Source organism: Bradyrhizobium sp. URHA0013 (assembly GCF_000518345.1).
In the GTDB taxonomy this organism is placed as follows: domain Bacteria; phylum Pseudomonadota; class Alphaproteobacteria; order Rhizobiales; family Xanthobacteraceae; genus Bradyrhizobium.
The window spans coordinates 68494-88452 of record NZ_JADK01000010.1 but is presented as its reverse complement, the minus strand read 5'-3'; the positions used below and the strand labels follow the sequence as shown (position 1 = coordinate 88452).

14 protein-coding genes are annotated in these 19959 nt (G+C 60.1%); 11 read left to right on the top strand and 3 right to left on the bottom strand.

Features of this window, described 5'->3' with window-relative positions:
* The first annotated feature begins 70 nt into the window (after positions 1-70).
* The 6 genes from N551_RS35615 (at position 71) to N551_RS35595 (ending at position 7248) form a co-directional block, all read left to right on the top strand.
* Positions 71-1159, top strand: a complete 1089-nt coding sequence (locus N551_RS35615; RefSeq protein WP_035961488.1) for a glycosyltransferase family 4 protein — start codon at positions 71-73, stop codon at positions 1157-1159.
* Positions 1160-1333: 174 nt separating this feature from the next.
* Positions 1334-2482, top strand: coding sequence for a polysaccharide biosynthesis/export family protein (locus N551_RS35610; protein ID WP_081747851.1), 1149 nt, complete (start codon positions 1334-1336; stop codon positions 2480-2482).
* A 223-nt stretch (positions 2483-2705) separates the two neighbouring features.
* A complete protein-coding gene (locus tag N551_RS35605; RefSeq protein ID WP_051462773.1) occupies positions 2706-3863 on the top strand; it encodes a glycosyltransferase family 4 protein in 1158 nt (385 codons plus the stop codon).
* A 174-nt stretch (positions 3864-4037) separates the two neighbouring features.
* Complete coding sequence (locus tag N551_RS0116690; RefSeq protein WP_027567891.1) at positions 4038-5276, top strand: oligosaccharide flippase family protein; 1239 nt, start codon at positions 4038-4040, stop codon at positions 5274-5276.
* A gap of 157 nt (positions 5277-5433) precedes the next feature.
* Positions 5434-6051 (top strand): serine O-acetyltransferase, encoded by a 618-nt coding sequence (locus N551_RS36595; protein WP_051462771.1) that lies wholly within the window; start codon positions 5434-5436, stop codon positions 6049-6051.
* Positions 6052-6153: 102 nt separating this feature from the next.
* A complete protein-coding gene (locus N551_RS35595) occupies positions 6154-7248 on the top strand; it encodes a glycosyltransferase family 1 protein (protein WP_081747850.1) in 1095 nt (364 codons plus the stop codon).
* A 33-nt stretch (positions 7249-7281) separates the two neighbouring features.
* On the opposite strand, the gene N551_RS0116675 is transcribed toward N551_RS35595, so the two are convergent.
* Positions 7282-8727, bottom strand: coding sequence for a cellulase family glycosylhydrolase (locus tag N551_RS0116675; RefSeq protein ID WP_155809744.1), 1446 nt, complete (start codon positions 8725-8727; stop codon positions 7282-7284).
* A 477-nt stretch (positions 8728-9204) separates the two neighbouring features.
* Between N551_RS0116675 and N551_RS0116670 the strand changes: the two genes are divergently transcribed.
* From N551_RS0116670 to N551_RS0116650, 5 genes are all read left to right on the top strand, one after another.
* Positions 9205-10191 carry a polysaccharide pyruvyl transferase family protein gene (locus N551_RS0116670; protein ID WP_027567889.1) on the top strand — a complete coding sequence of 329 codons (987 nt, stop codon included), beginning with the start codon at positions 9205-9207 and terminating at the stop codon, positions 10189-10191.
* Positions 10179-11435 carry a glycosyltransferase family 4 protein gene (locus tag N551_RS0116665; RefSeq protein WP_027567888.1) on the top strand — a complete coding sequence of 419 codons (1257 nt, stop codon included), beginning with the start codon at positions 10179-10181 and terminating at the stop codon, positions 11433-11435. Before N551_RS0116670 ends, N551_RS0116665 begins: the two co-directional genes overlap by 13 nt.
* Positions 11428-12141 carry a bifunctional 2-polyprenyl-6-hydroxyphenol methylase/3-demethylubiquinol 3-O-methyltransferase UbiG gene (locus tag N551_RS0116660; protein ID WP_051462766.1) on the top strand — a complete coding sequence of 238 codons (714 nt, stop codon included), beginning with the start codon at positions 11428-11430 and terminating at the stop codon, positions 12139-12141. The genes N551_RS0116665 and N551_RS0116660 overlap by 8 nt, the downstream gene beginning before the upstream one ends.
* Before the next feature lie 126 nt (positions 12142-12267).
* A complete protein-coding gene (locus N551_RS0116655) occupies positions 12268-15783 on the top strand; it encodes a hypothetical protein (RefSeq protein ID WP_027567886.1) in 3516 nt (1171 codons plus the stop codon).
* Between the two features lie 19 nt (positions 15784-15802).
* The gene (locus N551_RS0116650; RefSeq protein ID WP_371180067.1) at positions 15803-17026 is read left to right on the top strand and encodes a glycosyltransferase family 4 protein; all 1224 of its coding nucleotides are present in this window, start codon (positions 15803-15805) and stop codon (positions 17024-17026) included.
* On the opposite strand, the gene N551_RS35590 is transcribed toward N551_RS0116650, so the two are convergent.
* Positions 16978-17802 carry a hypothetical protein gene (locus N551_RS35590; RefSeq protein ID WP_051462764.1) on the bottom strand — a complete coding sequence of 275 codons (825 nt, stop codon included), beginning with the start codon at positions 17800-17802 and terminating at the stop codon, positions 16978-16980. The genes N551_RS0116650 and N551_RS35590 overlap by 49 nt on opposite strands.
* A complete protein-coding gene (locus N551_RS0116640) occupies positions 17786-19930 on the bottom strand; it encodes a polysaccharide biosynthesis tyrosine autokinase (protein ID WP_245287789.1) in 2145 nt (714 codons plus the stop codon). The genes N551_RS35590 and N551_RS0116640 overlap by 17 nt, the downstream gene beginning before the upstream one ends.
* Positions 19931-19959: the final 29 nt, after the last annotated feature.

The window sequence follows — 19959 nt, the reverse complement described above, 5'->3', positions numbered from 1 at the left end:
GGGGCTATCGATTGACTCATCGTCGCTCAAAACCGCATCTAGTCTGATTATGGCGGAAACGCAGTTACCATTGACGATACTACATGCTGCCGAGACCATCCGTGGCGGTATCGCGACATACTTCAATGAACTTCACCCGCTCCAACGCAAGACGTTCAAGCAGGTCCACTACGTCGTTCCGCGCGACCACCGCAGCGAGCTTGTCGAGATTGAGGACGGCTACATCTCGCTGTTTAGTCGTACCGGCAGAAATTTCGCGAGTCTGTTCCGGCTGGCGCGCCAGACCGTCGCCGAAGTGCGCCGGTTAAAGCCGGACATCGTACACATACACTCAACGTTCGCCGGCCTAGTTCTGCGACCGATCCTGATGTCCATGCCCTCGGGGCCTAAGATCGTCTACTGCCCGCACGGCTGGGCGTTTTCTAGGCAGACGTCCCACGTCAGCACCATTTCCACTGAATTGCTGGAGCGCATGCTGGCGCTCGGGACCGATCGCATCATCTGCGTTTCGCATGACGAATATCGTGCGGCCCAGCGCGCCGGCATCTCCGATAAGCGCCTAAGCCTCGTAGTTAACGGCCTTTCAATGATCCGGAAAAAGGCGCCTCCACCGAATGCGAGGTGGGATTCCGACAAGCTGAAGGTCCTGTTCGTCGGACGTCTCGATCGACAGAAGGGCTATGATCTACTCATTCGCGCAGCAGAAATGCTGGGTAATGTGGCGGACATTCGCATGATTGGGTCGCCCGTCGTCAACTCAAAAGAGCAAATTCAACCTCCCAACAACGTTAGAATGATGGGTTGGCTCGACCGCAAGGAAATCGAAGTCCAGCTTGATCTGGCTGATCTCACGGTTATTCCCTCCCGCTGGGAAGCGTTTGGCTTCGTGGCGCTCGAGGCGATGCGCGCTAAAAAGGCAATTGTTGCCTTCCGCGCCGGTGCTCTGCCTGAAATAGTTGATGATGGCGTCACTGGGATTATTTGTCGGTCCATCAGTGCCGACGCTTTACGTGATGGTCTTACCAAAGCAGGACAGGTTGATCTGTCGGAAATGGGGATCAAAGGTTTTGCGCGGTTCACCGACTATTTTTCAATTGAAAGAACACACGCAGCGCTCATCGAGGTGTACCTCGAAGCTCTAAATAAGGCCCAATCGTGACGTTTTTTGTTGCCCATTGGCAACAAGGTTCCGAGAAGAGCCAGTGTTCCTCATTGTGTAATAGCTACGTGGAATAGCTGCTGGTATCTGTGGCTATACTGCGTAGCAACCTGAGTGATCCCCTTGCGCCCAACGTCTGCCTCCAAGCACCTCTCGTTCCTCTTCGCGTCCACGATGCTATCGCTGAGCTTGGCCGGCTGCGGTTTCATCCCGCAGGACGCTCCGAATGCGATTTCGGTCGGAGGCAATGCAACTCTCAGAACAGCGCCGACGGGTCCGGTTCCGTATGTGCTAGTGCCGATCAACCCGGACGTTATGCGGGCAACCAATGGTGTAACGGACCAGTATGGCGGGAGCTTCGCCAAACTGCGAGGCGGAAATTACAAGGACGTCACGATCGCCGTTGGTGACCTCGTGCAGGTTACGGTGTACGAGGCCCAGTCGGGCGGCCTATTCATTCCGAAGGAAGCAAGCGTCCGGCCCGGCAATTTTGTCGATATTCCGAAACAACAGGTCGACCAGTCTGGCAACATCACGATCCCCTATGCCGGCTCGGTCAAAGTGGCCGGCCTTACGGCGCGCGCGGTGTCGGACATCATTCGCGAGCGTATCAAAAACCGCGCGATTGATCCGCAGGTAGTCGTTGCTGTCGCCGAGCAGCGCGGCAACCAGATCAGCGTACTGGGCGAGGTCAACACGCCGTTGCGCTTTCCCGTCGACCCTGGTGGCATCAGGGTGACTGGCGCGGTAGCCCGCGCCGGCGGGCCGAAATATCCGTCTTATGAGACCAAGGTGACCATCAAGCGTGGCGGCCAGGTTCTCACGGAATCGATGAGCGGGTTGGTGCGCAGGCCGAACGATGATGTGCAGCTCGCGCCGGGCGACGTCGTCTATCTTTCACGGGAACCGCGCGTGTTCATGACCTTCGGCTCGACACCTTCGCCGGGTTCGATCGGGGGCACCAACAACAGGCGCTTCACCTTCGAGAACGACACAATGACTCTTGCCGAGGCGCTCGCGAAGTCCGGCGGCCTCGATCCTGCGCGCGCTAATTTAATGGCCGTCTATGTGTTCCGTTTCGAGCCACGTAGGCTGCTCGACTCTTCCGGATACGATACCACGATGTTCCCCGGAGACGTTATCCCAACGATCTACTGGTTCGACTGGAGCAAGCCTGATGGGCTTTTCCTCGCCGATACATTCCAGGTTCGCGATCATGACCAGATTATAGTCTCGGAATCTCCGGAAACGGAGATTCTCAAATTCCTCAACCTGACAAACTCGGCGACAAATACAGCTGTTAACATCAACGCGTTGAAATGAATTCGGTGTCGCACCTGCCTGAAAGGGCGCGACGCTGATTACACCCAAAACGTTTGACGTCGGGCGCGTTGGAACACTGCGTGGCAAAATCTTCACGAATAGAAGCACACGCTTCGCGCTGCAGCACGTTGACTATTGCGAGATGGCGGTTGATAACGATTTGCGCGGGCCGTCGAGGTCAAATGCGATCCGCAGTTATGTTCGGAAGAAATCAGCGCTTAGCATGAGAGTTGCGATCGTACACGACTGGCTGATGGTGCAAGGAGGCGCCGAGCAGGTTCTTCGCGAGATTATCAAACTCTTCCCTCGAGCAGACCTGTTTACGCTCGTGTGTCATCTGCCGGAGGATCGCAGGGAATTCCTATCAGGTCTCGTTCCTCGCACAAGCTTCATCCAGAATTTGCCTTTCTCAAAAACGAAGTATCGCAGTTATCTCGCCTTCTTTCCAATCGCTATCGAGCAATTCGATCTGGCCGAATACGACCTTGTGATCTCTTCCTCTTACGCGGCGGCCAAGGGAGTCATCACGGGACCAAACCAACTTCACGTCTCCTACGTCCACAGCCCTGTACGCTTCGCCTGGGACTTGCAGGCGGAGTATCTGCGCGAGAGCCGTCTGGACTCCGGCCTCAGGAGCATCATCGCCCGGACTATCCTGCACTACATCCGGATGTGGGACGTGCGCACGGCGCACGGGGTAGATACTTTCGTTGCGAACTCACAATTCGTTGCACGCCGGATCATGAAGACTTACGGCCGCAAGTCAGAGGTGATCCACCCGCCGGTCGACACCGAGTATTTCAGACCGGGACCGGGCGATCGCTCGGACTTCTATCTAACGGCATCGCGTATGGTGCCCTACAAGCGTATTCCCCTGATCGTCGAAGCGTTCGCAAGCATGCCGGACAAGCGGCTGATCGTGATCGGCGACGGGCCGGAGATTTCTACCGCAAGAGCAGTCGCGGGATCGAACGTCACGATCATGGGATATCAACCCAAGAACGTGCTGCTCGATCATATGCAACGCGCCCGCGCCTTCGTCTTCGCAGCCGAGGAGGATTTCGGCATCATTCCGGTCGAGGCACAGGCGTGCGGAACCCCGGTCATCGCCTACGGCCGGGGGGGCTCGCTTGAGACCGTGCGCGGCGACAAGGGCCCGGGCCGGACCGGCATCCATTTCCACGAGCAGACGATGCAGTCTGTGAAGGACGCCATCCGCGAATTCGAATCGCTTTCACCGGCCATCACCGCGGACGATTGCAGACAGAACGCATTGAAATTTTCCCGCGAACTGTTCTCCCAGCGCTTTCGCGACACGGTCGATACCGCCGCCAGAGAGCATGGCGTCAACTGGGGCTGGGGCGCATCGATCAAGGGCTGATCGCCAGGCGCGGGTTGCCGCTTCCAGTGCGGCGGGAAATCGGAATGGCGTTGCACGGAGTCTTTGCCTGAATTCCGGCAAAGATGATCTGCCGGGATTTGGCCATATTGGAATGACTAACCCGGCCATGATCGGCACAAAGTCCGGCGCGCCGCACCGAGTAGATGCTTCAGAATGACGAACCTTATCTTGCGAAGTTGGACACTGGGTCTTCGATTCCTCCTGGCGCTTTATATTGCCAAGTATCTCGGATTCGAAGCAACCGGCGTCTATGGCCTCACCGTGGGTGTCGTCGGGGTCGTGCCGGCTCTGATCGGATGGGGCCTGAACTATTTCGTCGCCCGGGAAGTGGTCGGCCTCCGTCCCGCGGATGCCGTCCCGCTGGTCAAGGACCGGCTTCTCGTCACCACCATCTCACTCGCGCTGTTCTCGTTCGCCGCGCTGCTGACGGCATGGATCCTCGGCATCCAGATCACCAGGCTGCACCTCATCATCGTGGTCCTGACGTGGCTGGAAACCTACGCGCTCGACCTGCACCTGCCTCTGATCGGCCTGGAGCTGTCCAATCAAGCCAACATGCTCGTATTCGTGCGATCCGCAATCTGGATACCTCCAATCGTCGCACTCGGGTTCCTGTTTCCGAAATTCCAGAACGTCGAGATCATCCTGGATGCCTGGATCGTTGCCGATATTTGCGCCCTCGGGACTCTCCTATTCATCGGCAGGCACTGGCACATTCGAAGGTCGCTCGGCCACGCCATCAATGTCGAATGGATCCGTTCACGGCTGCGCCGCTCCTGGTACATCTATCTGAGCGATCTCGGCATCGTAGGATTCATGTATGCCGACCGCTACATCGTGAGCTACTTCCTAGGCCTCACCGCGACCGGCATCTACACTTTCTTCTGGTCGCTGACGAACGCGCTTCAGACTCTGGTTGCGACCGCCGTGGTGCAGGTCGCACTTCCCGCGCTCGTGAAATCGTTTCCGGTCGGTAACCACAGCGCATGGCGTGCCGAGTTGCGCCGACAATTCGTAAAGACGATCGGCCTCTCGGTTAGCCTCTCCGTCATGATATTTTTGTTCGGCGAGGTGCTGCTGCGCTATCTCGCGATGACCGGGCTCGCCGAGCACAGGGGTCTATTCCTGCTGATGCTGGCGACGTCGGTCCTGCGGTCGTGTTCGGATCTGGCCAATGTCGGCATCACCAGCACCGGCCGCGACCGGTCTTATGCCGCGATCAACATCCTGGGCGTTCTGCTGTCCGTCGCATCCTGCGTGCTGGGTGTGGTGCTGTTCGGCTTGATCGGGATCGGAATAGCGTCGCTCGCCACCGCGATCGTTCTCCTCGGCATCCGGCTCGCATTGCTGGCGGCCGCTGTGCGCGCAAGCGCGTCAGTCACTGCAAATTAGAGTTTCTTTCGACGGTCGCCAAAGTCTGCTATGATTGAGCCATGAATATTCACCATAGTGGCGGCACCACTCCAAGGCCAGGATCAGCCGGTTTTTGCGATATGAGAGCCTCCTCCAACGCGACTGCGCAGGTCGACATGCCGAGCCGGGACCGATCATGAGTCACGAAAGCATCCTTCAGAAGATCGCCGCCGATTTCAACCACTACGCCCGGCGGGAAAGCCCCTACTACACCGACGCGTCCAGGCTGAGCACCAAGCTACTGATCGCGGCCAAGATGACGCTGCTCACGCCTGGTTTCCAGTTTGTGATGGCGCGCCGCGTGCAAGAGATGCTGGCCGGAATTCCGATTCTGGGCAGCACGCTGAGGCGCATAGCCTGGTGGCTTAGCTGCCTTGTGTTCGGCTCGGAGCTAGGCATCGCCTGCGAGATCGGCGGCGGCCTCTACATTCCGCATCCCTACGGGATCGTCGTCGGAAAGTGCACAATCGGACGCAACGTCACGATCCTGCAAAACGTGACCATCGGCTTCAAGAGTCGGAGCGAACTCGGCGCATGCGAGATCGGCGATGGCGCGTACCTCGCTGCGGGCAGCGTCGTCCTCGGCGCAATCAAGGTCGGAGAAGGCGCTACGATCGGCGCCAATGCCGTCGTTACGGGCGACGTCCCGCCGAACGCGGTGGCCGTCGGCGTACCAGCGCGCCTCGTCAAGACCGACAAGAGCGAACCGGCAGCGAACGCCAACTCGGCCACGCCCGCCAAGGTTGCACTTTAGACATACCGGGCGTCCAGGGCCACGTATGGCTGACACCGCGGGCGCTGTACTTCGCCGGAACTTCCAGGCCCGCCGCGGGCAAGCAGCAGAGCAGGAGATGAAATGGGCGGAAAGCCTCGGGAAGTGTGTTTCAACGGCCGTTTTTTGTCACAGGAAGTTACTGGCGTTCAACGGTATGGACACGAACTGCTCTATGCACTCGACCGGATCATTCCAACCCGCCCGAATATCCGCATCACGCTCGTCTGTCCGAGGCTCGACCGCGCGCCGCCGACTCTCACCAATATCGCCGTCGAGCAGCGTGGCAATCTTCAGGGGCACGCCTGGGAGCAGCTCGAGTTGCCATGGCTGTCGCGCGGCAAGGTGCTGTTCTGTCCGGGCAACACCGCGCCGGCCATCTCGTTGCTAGACGGACAGAGCGTGATCGTTACCGTCCACGATCTCTCCTATCTCTATTTCCCCGAGGCCTACAGCTCGGCCTTTCGCAGGGTTTATGGCTTCCTGGTGCCTCTGGCGTTCCAGCGCGCGCGCGGCGTCATCACCGTGTCGGTCTCGGAGCGCGACTCGATCGTCAGCCGTTACCCCCACGTCGCGCCGCGGCTTACGGCGATCCAGAACGGCGGACTGCCGAACGACATCGCCTCCGACACCGCAAACGTGCAGCGCGAGGACAATCACATCCTCTATGTCGGCAGCCTCAGCAAGCGCAAGAATTTCCCGCGCATGCTGGAGGTAGCCCGCTCGCTCGCGAGCAAGAAAGACTACAAGTTCACCTTCGTGGGCGGGACGGCGGGCGGCTTGCTGGAATCGAACAGCGGCGTGCCGCAAGCCGTCCAGTCGCTGATCACCTTCGCCGGCCAGGTCAACGACACCGAGAAGCTCATGCAGTTCTATCGGCGCGCGACCGTCTTCATGTTTCCCTCAATGTACGAGGCTTCGCCGCTGCCTCCGATCGAAGCGATGGCCTGCGGCTGCCCGGTCGTTGCCGGCGACATTCCCTCGTTGCGCGAGCGCTGCGGCGATGCGGCCCTCTACTGTGATCCGAACCAGACCACGAGCATCGAGGCCCAGGTCGAGACGCTGATAGCGAACAAAGCGATGCAGGCCGAGCTGGCTGCGAAGGGACGCAGCAGAGCGAGCGAGTTCAGCTGGAACAACTGCGCCGCGAAGGTGCTCGACGTGATCGAGGCCGCCTGACCTCGCGCGCGAGGCCTCGCCTCGCGCCTGCTGTCAGGGCGCGACGGCGATACGCACGTCGGCCGATGGCACGCCTTCGATGTCGATAATCACCGGCGTCGCGCCGATCCGAACGTTGCTGTCCTGCGCCGCATTCCCGTCGCCGCACAGGGGCGCGCTCTTCACCGCGGCCTTTGCCCCGACGACGGTCGCCGCGGCCTGAACGGCATCTCGCGAAGTCCAGGCAACCAGCCGGATGCCGCTCTGCGTCTTGATCTGGAGGATGAACACATCGGCGAAGGGGCGTTGAAGCTTTGCGCCAACCGCAGCCTCCTTCGCCAGCTTGCTTGCCTCGATCACGGCGCAAGCCGCCATCTTGGGCTGGTAGTTGTGATCATAAAGACCGAAGTTCGATTCGAGGTCGGTCGGATTGTCGACCTGATCCTTCAATTCATACGCCCACACGCCCATCAACCAAGGAGTCGCAGCCGACCACAGGATGAACTGCGCCAGATTGTCGGCCACGACCTTCTGCGTGATCGCGCATGGTTTCTGGGCCGTGGGCCAACCAACCTCCGTCACATAGACAGGGAATTGCTGGCCTCCTCGTTTCGACTTGAGGATGTCCTGAAGCTGCGACAGACGATCAATGGCTTCGCGCGCTGTCCTGTTCGTGACCACGCGGTCGCAATGATTGTACATGTGAACCGAAAGGCCGCTCGCACCGTCGAGCACGCCCATGTCCACGATCGACTGTGTCCACTTCCAGTCGTTGTCGATGCCCACGGCTCCCACTAGCACGGTTGCGTCAGGTGCGATCTTGCGGATGGCCTTCACTGACGCTCGTGCCAGCGGCGCATAATTGGCTGCGGCCCGCGGATCGCTGGGATCGCCGGGCCCATCCAGCCAAGGGCGCCCCCGAACCGCATTCATGTTCCACTCGTTCCAGATCTCGTAAATCGGATTGAGATCCCGCGTTCCGGCGACCGCCTTCGCGGTGAAATTCGCGAACGCCGCACGGCCGGTGTCCGTCAGTGGGGGATTGCCGTCGGGAACCGACGGATTTGGATGGCCGAGGATCAGCGTCGGTCGCGCCTTAGTCATCTCGATGAAGCTGAATAGCTTCGCAGGCTGGCGGCCCGGTCCCGATGGGGGAGCGTAGAAGACGCTCCAGCCGAGATCGTCGCGGTAAGAGGCAAAATGTCCCGCACTGATCAACAACGCTGCCTTATCCGCGGCATAGCCGTGTTCACCGCCGATGCCGAAATGCACGCCGATGCCGACGATGAGCGGCTCCGGCCGCTGCGGGAGGGATGCACCCTCGAAGGTCAGGGTCTTGACCTCATCGGCAGCGACCAGCGGCTGAGATCCGCCACAGCAGCCTACCACGGCGAGAAGCGTGATAAGGCGCAGGCTTCTAGGAATCATCATATAACTCGTCCCATGAATATTGCCCCGCGATGCCCCCATATTAGACGAGCATGGCGGCGAAATGAGCAATTTGCGACCTCAAATAGCGGGGAGCGTGCGAAAGGCACGTTCTCAAATGGGAAATTTGAAGGCGAAACTGTGTAGCACGCGCCATGCCATCAGCCCCCTGCCGCGCGGGGCGCAACCCACACTTTTGGGGTTCTTTTCGCCGGACCAATATTGTACCACAAAGGTAGCCCCGGCGAGAGACCATCGTGCGTTGCATCGACAGCCCTAATTCAAAGGATCGCCGACGACTCAGATCAACCATCTCGAGCCGGTCCGAATGGACGCTCGTCGCTGCTCACTGTGCCGCTGATCGTACGCCGATTGGTTGTACCGGGGCCGCCAAGCGTCCAGCGTCACGCTACGTACAAATGCAAATGCTTTTTATTGCAGCCAGTACGTCAGGTGCCGGTCGTACTGTCGCCGGGGTCCATCGTGAGCCCCTGGTGCGTGCATGCGGCATGCGCCAAGATTCAGTAATGTCCATCGCCTGAGGTCGCCTTGAAGAAGATTTGCGTATTCGACACGTCCTACGTCACCGATAATCTCGGTGACCAAATCATCATGGAAGCGGTCATGAAACATCTCAGGCAGATGTTTCCCGAAGGCTTTTTCACGGGCATACCGAGCCACGACTATCCCTCCAAATCGTCCTTTGCCTCGCTGAAGGCGTCGGAGAATGCCTTCGTCGGCGGGACCAACATGATGAGCAGCCACTGGCTGTGGTATCATCAATGGAAGCTGCGGCTGACCGACCTCCGGAAGGCGGGCAGCCCGGTCCTGATGGGCGTCGGCTGGCACAAATACCAGTCGGATCCCGACTGGGTTACCTCGACGATCTACCAGACGCTGCTGCACAAGACGCTGCCGCACTCCCTTCGCGACCGCTACAGCTACGAGAAGCTGAAGAAGGCAGGCATACCGAACGTCATCTACACCGGCTGCCCCACGATGTGGGATCTCGACGAGAACCACCTGTCACGCATCGCCGTGCGCAAGGCGCCGAACGTCTTCTTCACCCTGACCGGCTATCTGAAGAATCCGGACAGCGACCGCGAGTTCGTCAGGCGCCTGGGAGAGCAATACGACAAGCTGTTTTTCTGGCCGCAGATGTATGAAGACCTCGCCTATCTCCGCAACATCTCGACGACGCCTGTCACCATCGTCGAACCTAGCGTAGCCGCCGCGCGCGCGACGCTGACCAACGGGGACGTCGACTATATCGGCATGCGGCTGCATTGCGGCGTGCTCGCGCTGCAATCTGGCACGCGCTCGCTGATCGTCGAGGTCGACAACCGCGCCACGGAGATCGCACGGGACACCAAGCTTCCGACGGTGAAACGCGGCGATTTCGACTTCATCAAGGAGTGGATCAGCAAGCCCGCGCCGGTCCGGCTCGACATCCCGATCGACGGCATCAAGTCCTGGAAGAGCCAGTTCGCCGACACGAACGAAACCCAAGCCAGGCAGCTTCAATGCGCATCCTGATCATCTCGGCTCTGTTTCCGCCCCATGTGCAAGGGGGCGCGGAGCTCAGCGCCGGTAATTTGGCCCGGTGGCTCGTTGCCCAGGGCCACGAGGTCGGCGTTCTGACGACGTCACCGAATCCGGACGATGAGCTGAGCGGAGCGCAGGTCGGCGACGTCACCATCTGGCGAACGACCATGCCGCGGTCCTACACGGTGTTCGATGCCGCGCAACGATCCGGATGGCAGAAGCCGGTATGGCACCTCCAGGATCACTTCGATCCGCGCAACAAGACGATCGTTGCCAACGTGCTGGACGCGTTCAAACCCGATGTCGCCAACATCCACATCATTCAGGGCATCGGGTACAATGCGATCCTCGAGCTCGCCAAAAGAGATATCCCGACCGTCTTCATGCTGCACGATCTGAGCCTTGCCTGCGTCAAGATGGCCATGTTCGTGAACGGCAGCGAATGCCGCGGCCTGTGCCGGGCCTGCTCGTTTTCGGCAAGGGTCAAGATGGGGTTCATCCGGAAGATGCGGCGGGTCGGCTTCGTCTCTCCGTCGGCGGCCAACCTCGCCAAGCTGTCAGGCCTCTTGCCGATCCGCAATTATCCGACCGCCCACATTCTCAATCCCAACAAATATCCGACCCCGACGGTCCGACATGAAACCTCGAAAACCGTCCGGCTGCTCTATGTTGGCCGGCTGCACGAGACCAAGGGCGTCGATGTCGCGCTCGATGCGCTGGAGCCGCTCGCGGATCAACACGACTTCACCTTTACGGTGGTCGGAACCGGGCCCGATGCCGAGAGCCTGAAGAAGCGTTGTGTTAACCACAAATGGGTGACGTTCACCGGGCATGTATCGATGGAAGAGGTCGCTAACCGGATGGTCGGCAGCGATATGCTTCTCGTTCCCTCGATCTGGCAGGAGAATTCACCCGGCGTCGTCATTCAGGCCCTCGGCGAGTCGCTGCCCGTGATGGGCAGCAACAAGGGAGGAATTCCCGAACTGGTGGTCGATGGGCTCAACGGTATTTTGGTCCCTCCAGGCGACGTCGAGGCCTGGCGCGCCGCCCTGAAGCGCATTCTCCAAAACCCGGCACAACTCGCGGCTCTTCGGGACAATGCCAGGCGCGGGGCGCACGAATTCGAGCAGGACACGCTTGGCAACAAGCTCGTCAACTTCTTCGAGACCGTCAGACAGGGCCCAGCTGGCGTGGCGTTGCCCATGAATACGGAGGTCGGAGTGACGAATGGATAGCAGGCATCCGGAAATTTCTGACAGATACACCACGACCGAATATCTGGCCGACAATCCGGACTGGCACGAAGAGGATGCGCCATGGAAGGCGGCGCACATCGCAAAGATACTCGACAATAACCATGTCCAGCCGAAATCGATCTGCGACGTCGGTTGCGGCACCGGCGCGATCATTGAGATCGTGTCGAAGCGCTACCCGCAGGCGGTTGCCGAGGGCTTCGAGATTTCGCCGCATGCCCACGCAATGAGCACGAAGCGGAAATCCGCGAACCTGTCGTTTACTATGGCCGACGCCTTCCAGAGCGGGCGTACGTTTGATCTGTGCATGGCGATCGACGTCATTGAGCACGTCGAAAATCCGTTCGCCTTCCTCAGAGCGATGAAAAAAGTGGCACAGTGGCACGTGCTTCACATTCCGCTCGACATGAACGCGCTTTCGGTCGGCCGCGGCTGGGTGCTGCCGGAAGCGCGCCGAAGCCTTGGTCACATTCACTATTTTTCGCGCGAGAGCGCGATTGCCCTGCTGAAAGAGTCGGGGCTCGAAATTGTTGATGACTTCTATACGGCGTGGGCGATCGACCAATCCTACAAGACCTGGAAGAAGCGCCTCGCCGCCTGGCCACGTCGCATCGCTTTCACAATGGCACCCGATGCAACGGTACGATTCGTCGGCGGATGGTCATTGATGGTGCTTGCCCGCGCCTAGGTTCCTGCAACGGAACGTTGTCGCGAGAAAAACATCGCAACGCTAACAATTTTACTTTTTCCCAACACTCAATCCTCGCTGTCGCCTGTCAGCATCTCTCCAAACTTGAAATGGGGACTTGCGACTATGACGACTGCCAATCAAACGATTCTCTCTGCTGCATCGTTCATTGACTCGATCGGCATCAATACGCACGCTGGCTATTCGTGGGGTGCTTATAAAAACGCCAGCCTCGTAATCGACGATCTGAAATATCTCGGGGTTACGACCGTCAGAGATTCATTTGCTACGGATCCGAGCGCAGTGCCCGTTATGAATGCACTCTCCGCCGCGGGTGTGAAGTTCGATTTCGTTACATCGTCAGATCTGCCTGCGACAGGTAGCACCGGCCTGACGCAATATGTCGCATCTATCGACGCGTTCCTCGCGGCCCACCCTGGCAGCATCGTTGCCTTGGAAGGGCTTAACGAGGCGAACATCCAATCCTTCAGCTATCACGGAAGCTCGTCGCTCTCGGCGGCTGCCCAGTTCCAGGCCGACCTCTATACTGCGATCCGGAGTGATGCCCATCTCGGCAGCGTCTCCGTCTATAATATGACTCTCGGCCTGAACGACAACGCCGCCTACGCGTCGCTGGGGAACCTCGCGAAGTACGCCGACTACTCGAATGCGCACGCTTATGTCGCGACCAGCACCCCAAACCAGTATGGCCTAAACTACTCATTAAATGCCGCTTCGACGAGCGCCGTCGGAAAGGCGTCCGTCATCACCGAAACCGGTTACACCACGCTGGCCAGCGCGAGCGGACTGGGCGTCGATCAGACAGTTCAGGCGAAATCAATTCTGAACCTGCTGGTGGATTCGTACAGCGACGGCGTCAAGATGACGTATCTATACGAGCTGTTCGACCGCGACTCCAGTTCCTCGAACACCGACTCGGAAGCGCATTTCGGCCTGTTCAATTCTGACGGCACGCCGAAGCTCGCTGCGACCGCACTTCACAATCTGACAAGCATTCTCGCTGACGACGGAAAGGGCGGGCGCACGCCCACCGCGTCGCTGAACTACACCCTCGGCAACATGCCCACGACCGGCAACAGCATGGTGCTAGGCAAGAGCAACGGCGCCTACGACCTCGTCGTCTGGGCCGAACCGACGCTGTGGAACGATACGACTGACAAGGAAGTGGCAAATCCCACCAAGTCGGTCGCAGTGCATCTCGGCGCGGTTCATCAGATTGTCGTCATCTACGACCCTTTGACCGGGACCGTTCCGATCGCCACCTATCACAATGTCCAGGACTTCACCGTTCCGGTCAGCGATCATCCGCTCGTTATCGAGATCGACCCGCCGTCGTCCTCTGCGATTCCGCCTGCCGCGGTCACGGCGGTGACCGACACCGCCGCGGACATCGTCGCGCAGCTGTCGGATCTGAACGCCGCCGGAACCGTCACGAGCATCACGCTAACGGACACCCACGTGCTGACCGTCGCGTCGGAAGCGACGATGAAGTACATCATTGCCCATTACGGCTCGGTGCTGTCGACGATCAAGGGCGGCTACTCCTTCGCCGTCACGGTCGACGGCGGGAGCTGGAAGCTGACAACCAACTATGATTCGACCGGCAAGCAGACTTCGACGGACGAATCCGCCTACTCCAATGGCGTGATCGCCTACGAGCTCGTTACCAACGCAGACGGGTCCACCGCCACAACGAACTTTTCCAACGGCCTCAAGACGCAGACGATCGTCAATAATGCCGATCATTCCAAGGACACGTATATCTACGCGACCAGCGGAAAATTGACAGAGATCGATCATCGCGACCCGAATGGAAAGCTTACTGCAGTAACAAAGATCGCAGCGGACGGTACTACGACGGCCGACCAGTACACCACCGCGGGCAAGCTCACGTCCGAGACGATCACGCACACCGACGGATCGTCGAACACGACGCTCTACACTTCCGCCGGGGCGAAGTCCTACGTCTTCGTCACCAACGCGGATCAGTCCCATGACAACTACTCTTATGGGATCACCGGCCAGACCTACACGTCGCAGCTTCAGCATATCGACACCTCGGGCAACGTGACCGGCGTCTGGCGCTACCATAGCAATGGCAGCCTGGACTACACCCAGTCGACCGCCGGCGACGGTAGTGTGACATCGACCCAGTACAATGCGGCCGGCGTGAAAACTGCACAGAGCATCACCCATCCCGGTGGTGCGAAAGAATTTACCTCCTACAACATCACCGGCCAGTCCTACACGACGGAGCACAGCAGCTACGACGCCTCGGGCAAGCTCGCCCTGTTCGAGCGCTTCCATGCTGACGGCAGCTACGCGCTCAAGGTCACCACCACGAACGGCATCACGACCACCGATCAGTACGACGCCAAGGGCGCTCTGACGAGCGAGATCGTCACCTCCGCCAACGGCGCCTCGACGACATCGACCTACGCCAGCGGCACCAAAGCGCAGATGGCGGTCACCAACACCGACGCGACGCGCGACGTCTACCTCTACAATGTGGCCGGCCAATCCTACACGACCCAGCACAAGCACTACGACGCGAGTGGAAAGCTGACGGAAATCATCCAGCAGCACGCTGACGGCACGCTCGACTATACCCAAACCACCGTGGCCGACGGCATGCGAACGGGTGTCTATTACAATGCAAGCGGCGTAAAGAGCTCGGAGAACATCGTCCACGCGGATGGGACGCGTGAGTCCTACACGTTCAACATCAAGGGTCAGGCCTATACCACTGAGCACTCAGTCTACGACGCGTCCGGTCTATTAACGACTTTCGAGCGTGAGCGCGCCGACGGCACCGACTTCTCCAAGGTCACCAAGAGCGCGGACGGCACCTCGATCACGGATCAGTACGACGCGTCGGGCCACGTCACCAGCGAGACCGTCACTCGCGGGGACGGTTCATCTTCAGTGTCGACGTTCAGCGCCGGCGCACTGACCAAGAAGGCCATGACGAATGCCGACCACAGCCAGGACTACTATGTGTACGGAGTCACCGGGCAGACCTATGCCAACCAAGTCACGCACGTCGACGCCAGCGGCAAGACTACCTCGATCCTCCGCACCCACTCCGACGGGACCCTCGACTTCAAGGAGACTTTTGCCACCGACGGCAGTACGAACTCGCTGCACTACGACGCGCAAGGACACGTGACGTCGCAGGTGCTGGTGGGAACCGGTGGAGCCCGGGACGTCTACAACTTCAACTTCGGCTCCCAAGGCACCACCCAGCATGTATCGTACAACTCGTCCGGCAGCGTCCTGCAAACCGACGTGACGGCGGCGGACGCCACGCATCAGGTCATGGCCTTCAAGCCCGGCCAGACCCTGGAGGGCGGTAACGGCAACGACCAGTTCGTATTCTCCACGGCTTCGACGAAAATGGTCTTCGACCACGGCAACGACAAGGTCGCCAATTTCCATGCGGGCTCGGCCTCGGGTTACGACGTAATCGAGATTTCGAAGGCTCTCGTCGCTGACTACAGCCACCTCCAATTCGAACAGAGCGGGCAGGATACGGTAATTCACATCAACGGATCGGACTCGATAACGCTGGCTCACGTCACAGCGAGTCAGCTCAGCCACAACAACTTCCTCTTCGCCTAGCGGACGACCAAACGTCCGCTTGTCGGCAGCGACGGGGTCGTGCGATAACCTCATCGCACTCCCTTTCGAGTCACCGACGAGCCGTGGTTCCGGACCGCTGGCGGTGGAGCGACGGGTCTCGTTCCATGGGCTCTCGGATTTCAGGGCGGATCTGGCTGTTTTGCGGATTTTCATCAACGGGCGATTTCTGTCGCAATCGCTCAGCGGCGTTCAGCGCTATGCCGCCGAAATGGTCAGATCGATCGATGAACTCGCGGGAACGCCCGCGATCCCACCATCAATATCGCGCGCGGATTGGACCTTGCTGGTGCCGCCAAACGCGATCTCGCGCCTCGCCTTGCGCAGCATCGAGGTGGCTCGGGTCGGAACGCGGTCCGGGCATGCCTGGGACCAGGTCGACCTCGCACGGGCGGCGCGAGGTGGCCCGCTGATCAGCCTTGCCAATTCCGGCCCCCTGCTTCACCGGGACCAGCGCGTGGTGCTCCACGATGCGCAGGTCTTCAAACATCCCGAGTTCTTCGGCTGGAAGTACGCTTTCGCGCATAGGCAATTGGGGCAGCTGCTGGCGCGCCGCAGCCGAATCTTCACTGTCTCGGAATTTTCGCGCGGCGAGCTCGCTGGCTCTCTGGGCCTGTCTAAACAGGACATTGGTGTGTGCCCGAACAGCGCCGAACATCTGGCGCGCGTCCAGCCCGATCCCACGGTCTTGGAACGCTTCCAGCTCGAGGCCGGCCGCTACTTCCTGGCCGTCGGGTCGCTGAAGAAAAACAAGAATGTTCAGGTCGCGATCGAGGCGATGCGGGTACTGAACCGCTCCGACTATCCCCTGATTGTCGTCGGCAGCGAGAACGACCGTGTCTTCAACCGCGGAGAGACGCAGACGGCCCCTGTCGCGAACGTCATTTTTGCGGGAAGGCTTCCGGACGAAGGCCTGGCGGCGCTGTACCAGCACGCGACCGCCTTCGTCTTTCCCAGCCTGTACGAGGGTTTTGGCGTGCCACCGCTCGAGGCCATGCTATTCGGATGCCCCGTCATTGCGGCCGATATCTCGCCGGTTCACGAGACGTGCGCCGACGCCGTGCGCTACTTCAATCCTACGGATGTGCAGGGATTGGCCGCGCTTCTCACCGAACGTATCGCCATCGGCCCGATCACCGAAGCCGAACGAGCCGCGCAGCAGGCTAGGCTATCGATCTATTCCTGGCGGAAATCCGCGCTCGCTTTGCTCTGCTCGTTCGATTGAGCGTTGGAATTCAATTGAGCCGGATAGCAGCGGTGATCGATGCTCAAGCCCTGCTCTTTCACATAATGGAGAAATACGGCGCGAGGCTCGGTTGGATGTTCGCATGTCCGGTCGAGAAGCGCGATCCGCATTTGGGCCGATGATGATTTGTAGATCAGCGCCGCGCTCGGATATAGCCGCGCGCGAAAGATGTCGTCGAAATCGGTAACCGCCGCCGGCCGCAGCGGCTCGGGAATCGTCTGACCCACGCGCAGCACCATCGGCGCACGGATGAGCTGTATCCATGCCTCATGCGGCGCAAAGCGATAGGACTGCGCCAGATAGGACCAGGCCTTCGGGCCCACCCCGCCCTGGCGGATCTCGGCCCAGTACAGCCCCAGCCACGCGAAGCCGTCGGAGGGCGAACACGTCAGCAATTCCTTGCCGAGATTGGCAACGGCCCCGACGTCCTGGTCCAGATGGGAGAGATCGGCCTTCTCGATCGAGGAGGTCGCCACGCGGAGCTGGATCATCAGTGCGCTGCGCCGCCGCTTCACGTCGCACAGGCTCGTCTCGCCGGCGGGAAGAGGCGAGGCCATCTGCCGCAGGCCGTCGGTATCGTAGGTCTCGCCACGGGCGAGGCGCTCGGCGACCAGTCGAAGGCTAGGCTGGAAGATGATGCTTCCAGCCAGGGCGATCCATCCGACGCCGAGAGCGGCCAGTATCAGCCTGAAGACGAGGAGGATGCGTCCCGGCCACGGGGCCGATCGGTCCGCCGCTTCAGCTCGCCTCGACATAGTAATCAGAGTAGTGGCGGCCCTTATACGACTCGATCCGCTTCAACACCTTGGGATTGGCGCGATTGAGGAGAACGCCGACGATCTTGCTGCTAAAGCCCTCGATCTCGGCGACGGCCTCCTGCACGGCTGACCTGCGCGTCTTGCCCCATTCCACGACGTAGACAAGGGAATCGACGAGATGCCCGACCGCCTTCGCATCGGTGACGGGCAGGATCGGCGGCAGGTCGATGAAGATGTACGCGTATTTCTGGCGCAGCGCGCCGAGCAGCGTCGCCATCTCCCGGGACGCCATGATGTCGGACGAATTCGTCAATCGTGAGCGCACCACGGCCGGCAGCAACGAAAGGTTGGTCTTCTTGCTGACGCTCACATAGCGCTCGAAATTGGCGGAATCCGACAACGCCTCGAGCAGGCCATAGGTCGCCTCGGGAGCCAGCTTCTTCGTCAGAGACTGCGTGTGCAGATCGCCGTCGATCAGCAGAGTCTTGTGGCCGGCCATGGCGACCAGATGCGCCAGGTTCGCCGCGACCGTGGTCTTGCCCTCCTTCGGCAGCGAGGACACGATGCCGACGACGTTCATTTCCTTGGTCAGGCGGGCGACATCGATCGCCGTCTTGGCGCTGCGCAGCGACTCGGCAAATCGGGAGAATGGATGGTCGACCGCGTAGACACTGGCTCGCGTCGCCGACCACGGTTGGTCCCTGCCGTCTCCGACGTCGGGAAGCGTTCCGAGGCAGCGCAACCCGATTTCGTTTTCAATCTCGGTCGGCGTCCGGATCACCTGGCTCAGCATTTCCCGCGCGCAGGCTCCGCCGAGACCGAAGCACAGGCCGGCGATGATGCCTCCCAGCAAGACCAGAGCCGTCTTCGGCGAACTCTTCTTGTCCGGCGTGACAGCGGTCGCGATCACACGCGATTCCGAGATCGGAAAGCTCTCGTTCTGTGTGGCTTCCTGGAGTTTCTGGAGGAAGTTGTTGTAGAGGGTGCGGTAGGTGTCGGCCGCGCTTTCGAGATTGCGCAGCTTGACCTGGGCCTGTGCCGTACTGCCCGACTCGGTCACCAGTCCCTTCAGGCCGCTCTCCAGAGACACTTCACGGCTTTTTGCGATCTCGTAATCGCTTCGATAAGCGTCGGCGATGCGGTTGACCTCGTCCCGGATCGAGGTCTTGAGGTCCTGCATCTTGCTCGCGATATTCTGTGTCGCCTGGTGATCCTTGCCGTACTTGTTCGACCAGTCCGCGTATTGCGCCTGGAGATCGAGAAACTGGGCGCGCAGCCGCGTGATCACCGGATTGTTCAACGCATCCGTCACCGTCGGCTGCGCCAGATCCTGCGTCGTCACCTGCTTGATACGGTCGAGCCGGGCCTTTGCTTCGGCCGTCGCTGCGCGCGCCTGGATCAGCTGGGTGTTGACGTCGGCGAGCTGCTGCTCGTTCACCAGACCGCGGCTGGTGCCTACGATGCCGTTCTCCGCCTTGAAAGTCTGAACCGCGCGATCCGAGGTGATCGCCTGAGCTTGAAGCTCGGCGCTTCTGTTCTGAAGCCATTCACTTGCGCGCTTGGTCGACTGGTACTTGGCCTCGAGCGAACCGACCACATACTCGTCGGAGATGGCATTCGCGACCTGAGCCGCTTTGTCAGCAGCCAACGACCGAAACGACAGATTGAGGACGTAAGTTTGCCCGACGCGCTCAACCTTCAGATTCTTCTTCAGTTCGAGAACGGCCGTTTGCTCCAGTTGCTCCTTCGACGGCGGCCCGTTGGACGAAAACAGCCTTGAGACCGTGCCGACGACAGTCGCCAGGATGCCGGTTGGCGGCCCGACGAATTCCGGATCCTTGGTCAAATTGAGTTTGTTGACGACGCCGCGGATCAGGTTTTCGGAGGTGATGATCTCGACCTGGCTCTCGACGAAGCCGGGGTCGATCAGCGTGGCATTGGCGGCATCGCTCGCCTTGTTCAGAAGCTGGGCCTGGCGGGTGTCCATCAGGATGCTGGCCGTCGCCGTGTACATCGGCGATGCGGTCAGCAGATAGAGGATCACCACGGCGACCGCACCGATGATCGTGTAGGTGATCAGAGGCCACTGACGACGGACGATGTCGAGCAGGCGCTCAAATGTCAAAAACGCCTCGTTCAGAGGCGCCCGAAAAC

What these genes read in the sequence shown, in the direction of transcription:
- N551_RS35610 (WP_081747851.1), top strand. Translation starts at nt 1,334, where the DNA reads ATGCTATCGCTGAGCTTGGCCGGCTGCGGTTTCATCCCGCAGGACGCT.
- N551_RS35605 (WP_051462773.1), top strand. Translation starts at nt 2,706, where the DNA reads ATGAGAGTTGCGATCGTACACGACTGGCTGATGGTGCAAGGAGGCGCC.
- N551_RS0116690 (WP_027567891.1), top strand. Translation starts at nt 4,038, where the DNA reads ATGACGAACCTTATCTTGCGAAGTTGGACACTGGGTCTTCGATTCCTC.
- N551_RS36595 (WP_051462771.1), top strand. Translation starts at nt 5,434, where the DNA reads ATGAGTCACGAAAGCATCCTTCAGAAGATCGCCGCCGATTTCAACCAC.
- N551_RS35595 (WP_081747850.1), top strand. Translation starts at nt 6,154, where the DNA reads ATGGGCGGAAAGCCTCGGGAAGTGTGTTTCAACGGCCGTTTTTTGTCA.
- N551_RS0116665 (WP_027567888.1), top strand. Translation starts at nt 10,179, where the DNA reads ATGCGCATCCTGATCATCTCGGCTCTGTTTCCGCCCCATGTGCAAGGG.
- N551_RS0116660 (WP_051462766.1), top strand. Translation starts at nt 11,428, where the DNA reads ATGGATAGCAGGCATCCGGAAATTTCTGACAGATACACCACGACCGAA.
- N551_RS0116655 (WP_027567886.1), top strand. Translation starts at nt 12,268, where the DNA reads ATGACGACTGCCAATCAAACGATTCTCTCTGCTGCATCGTTCATTGAC.
- N551_RS35590 (WP_051462764.1), bottom strand. Translation starts at nt 17,802, where the DNA reads ATGTCGAGGCGAGCTGAAGCGGCGGACCGATCGGCCCCGTGGCCGGGA.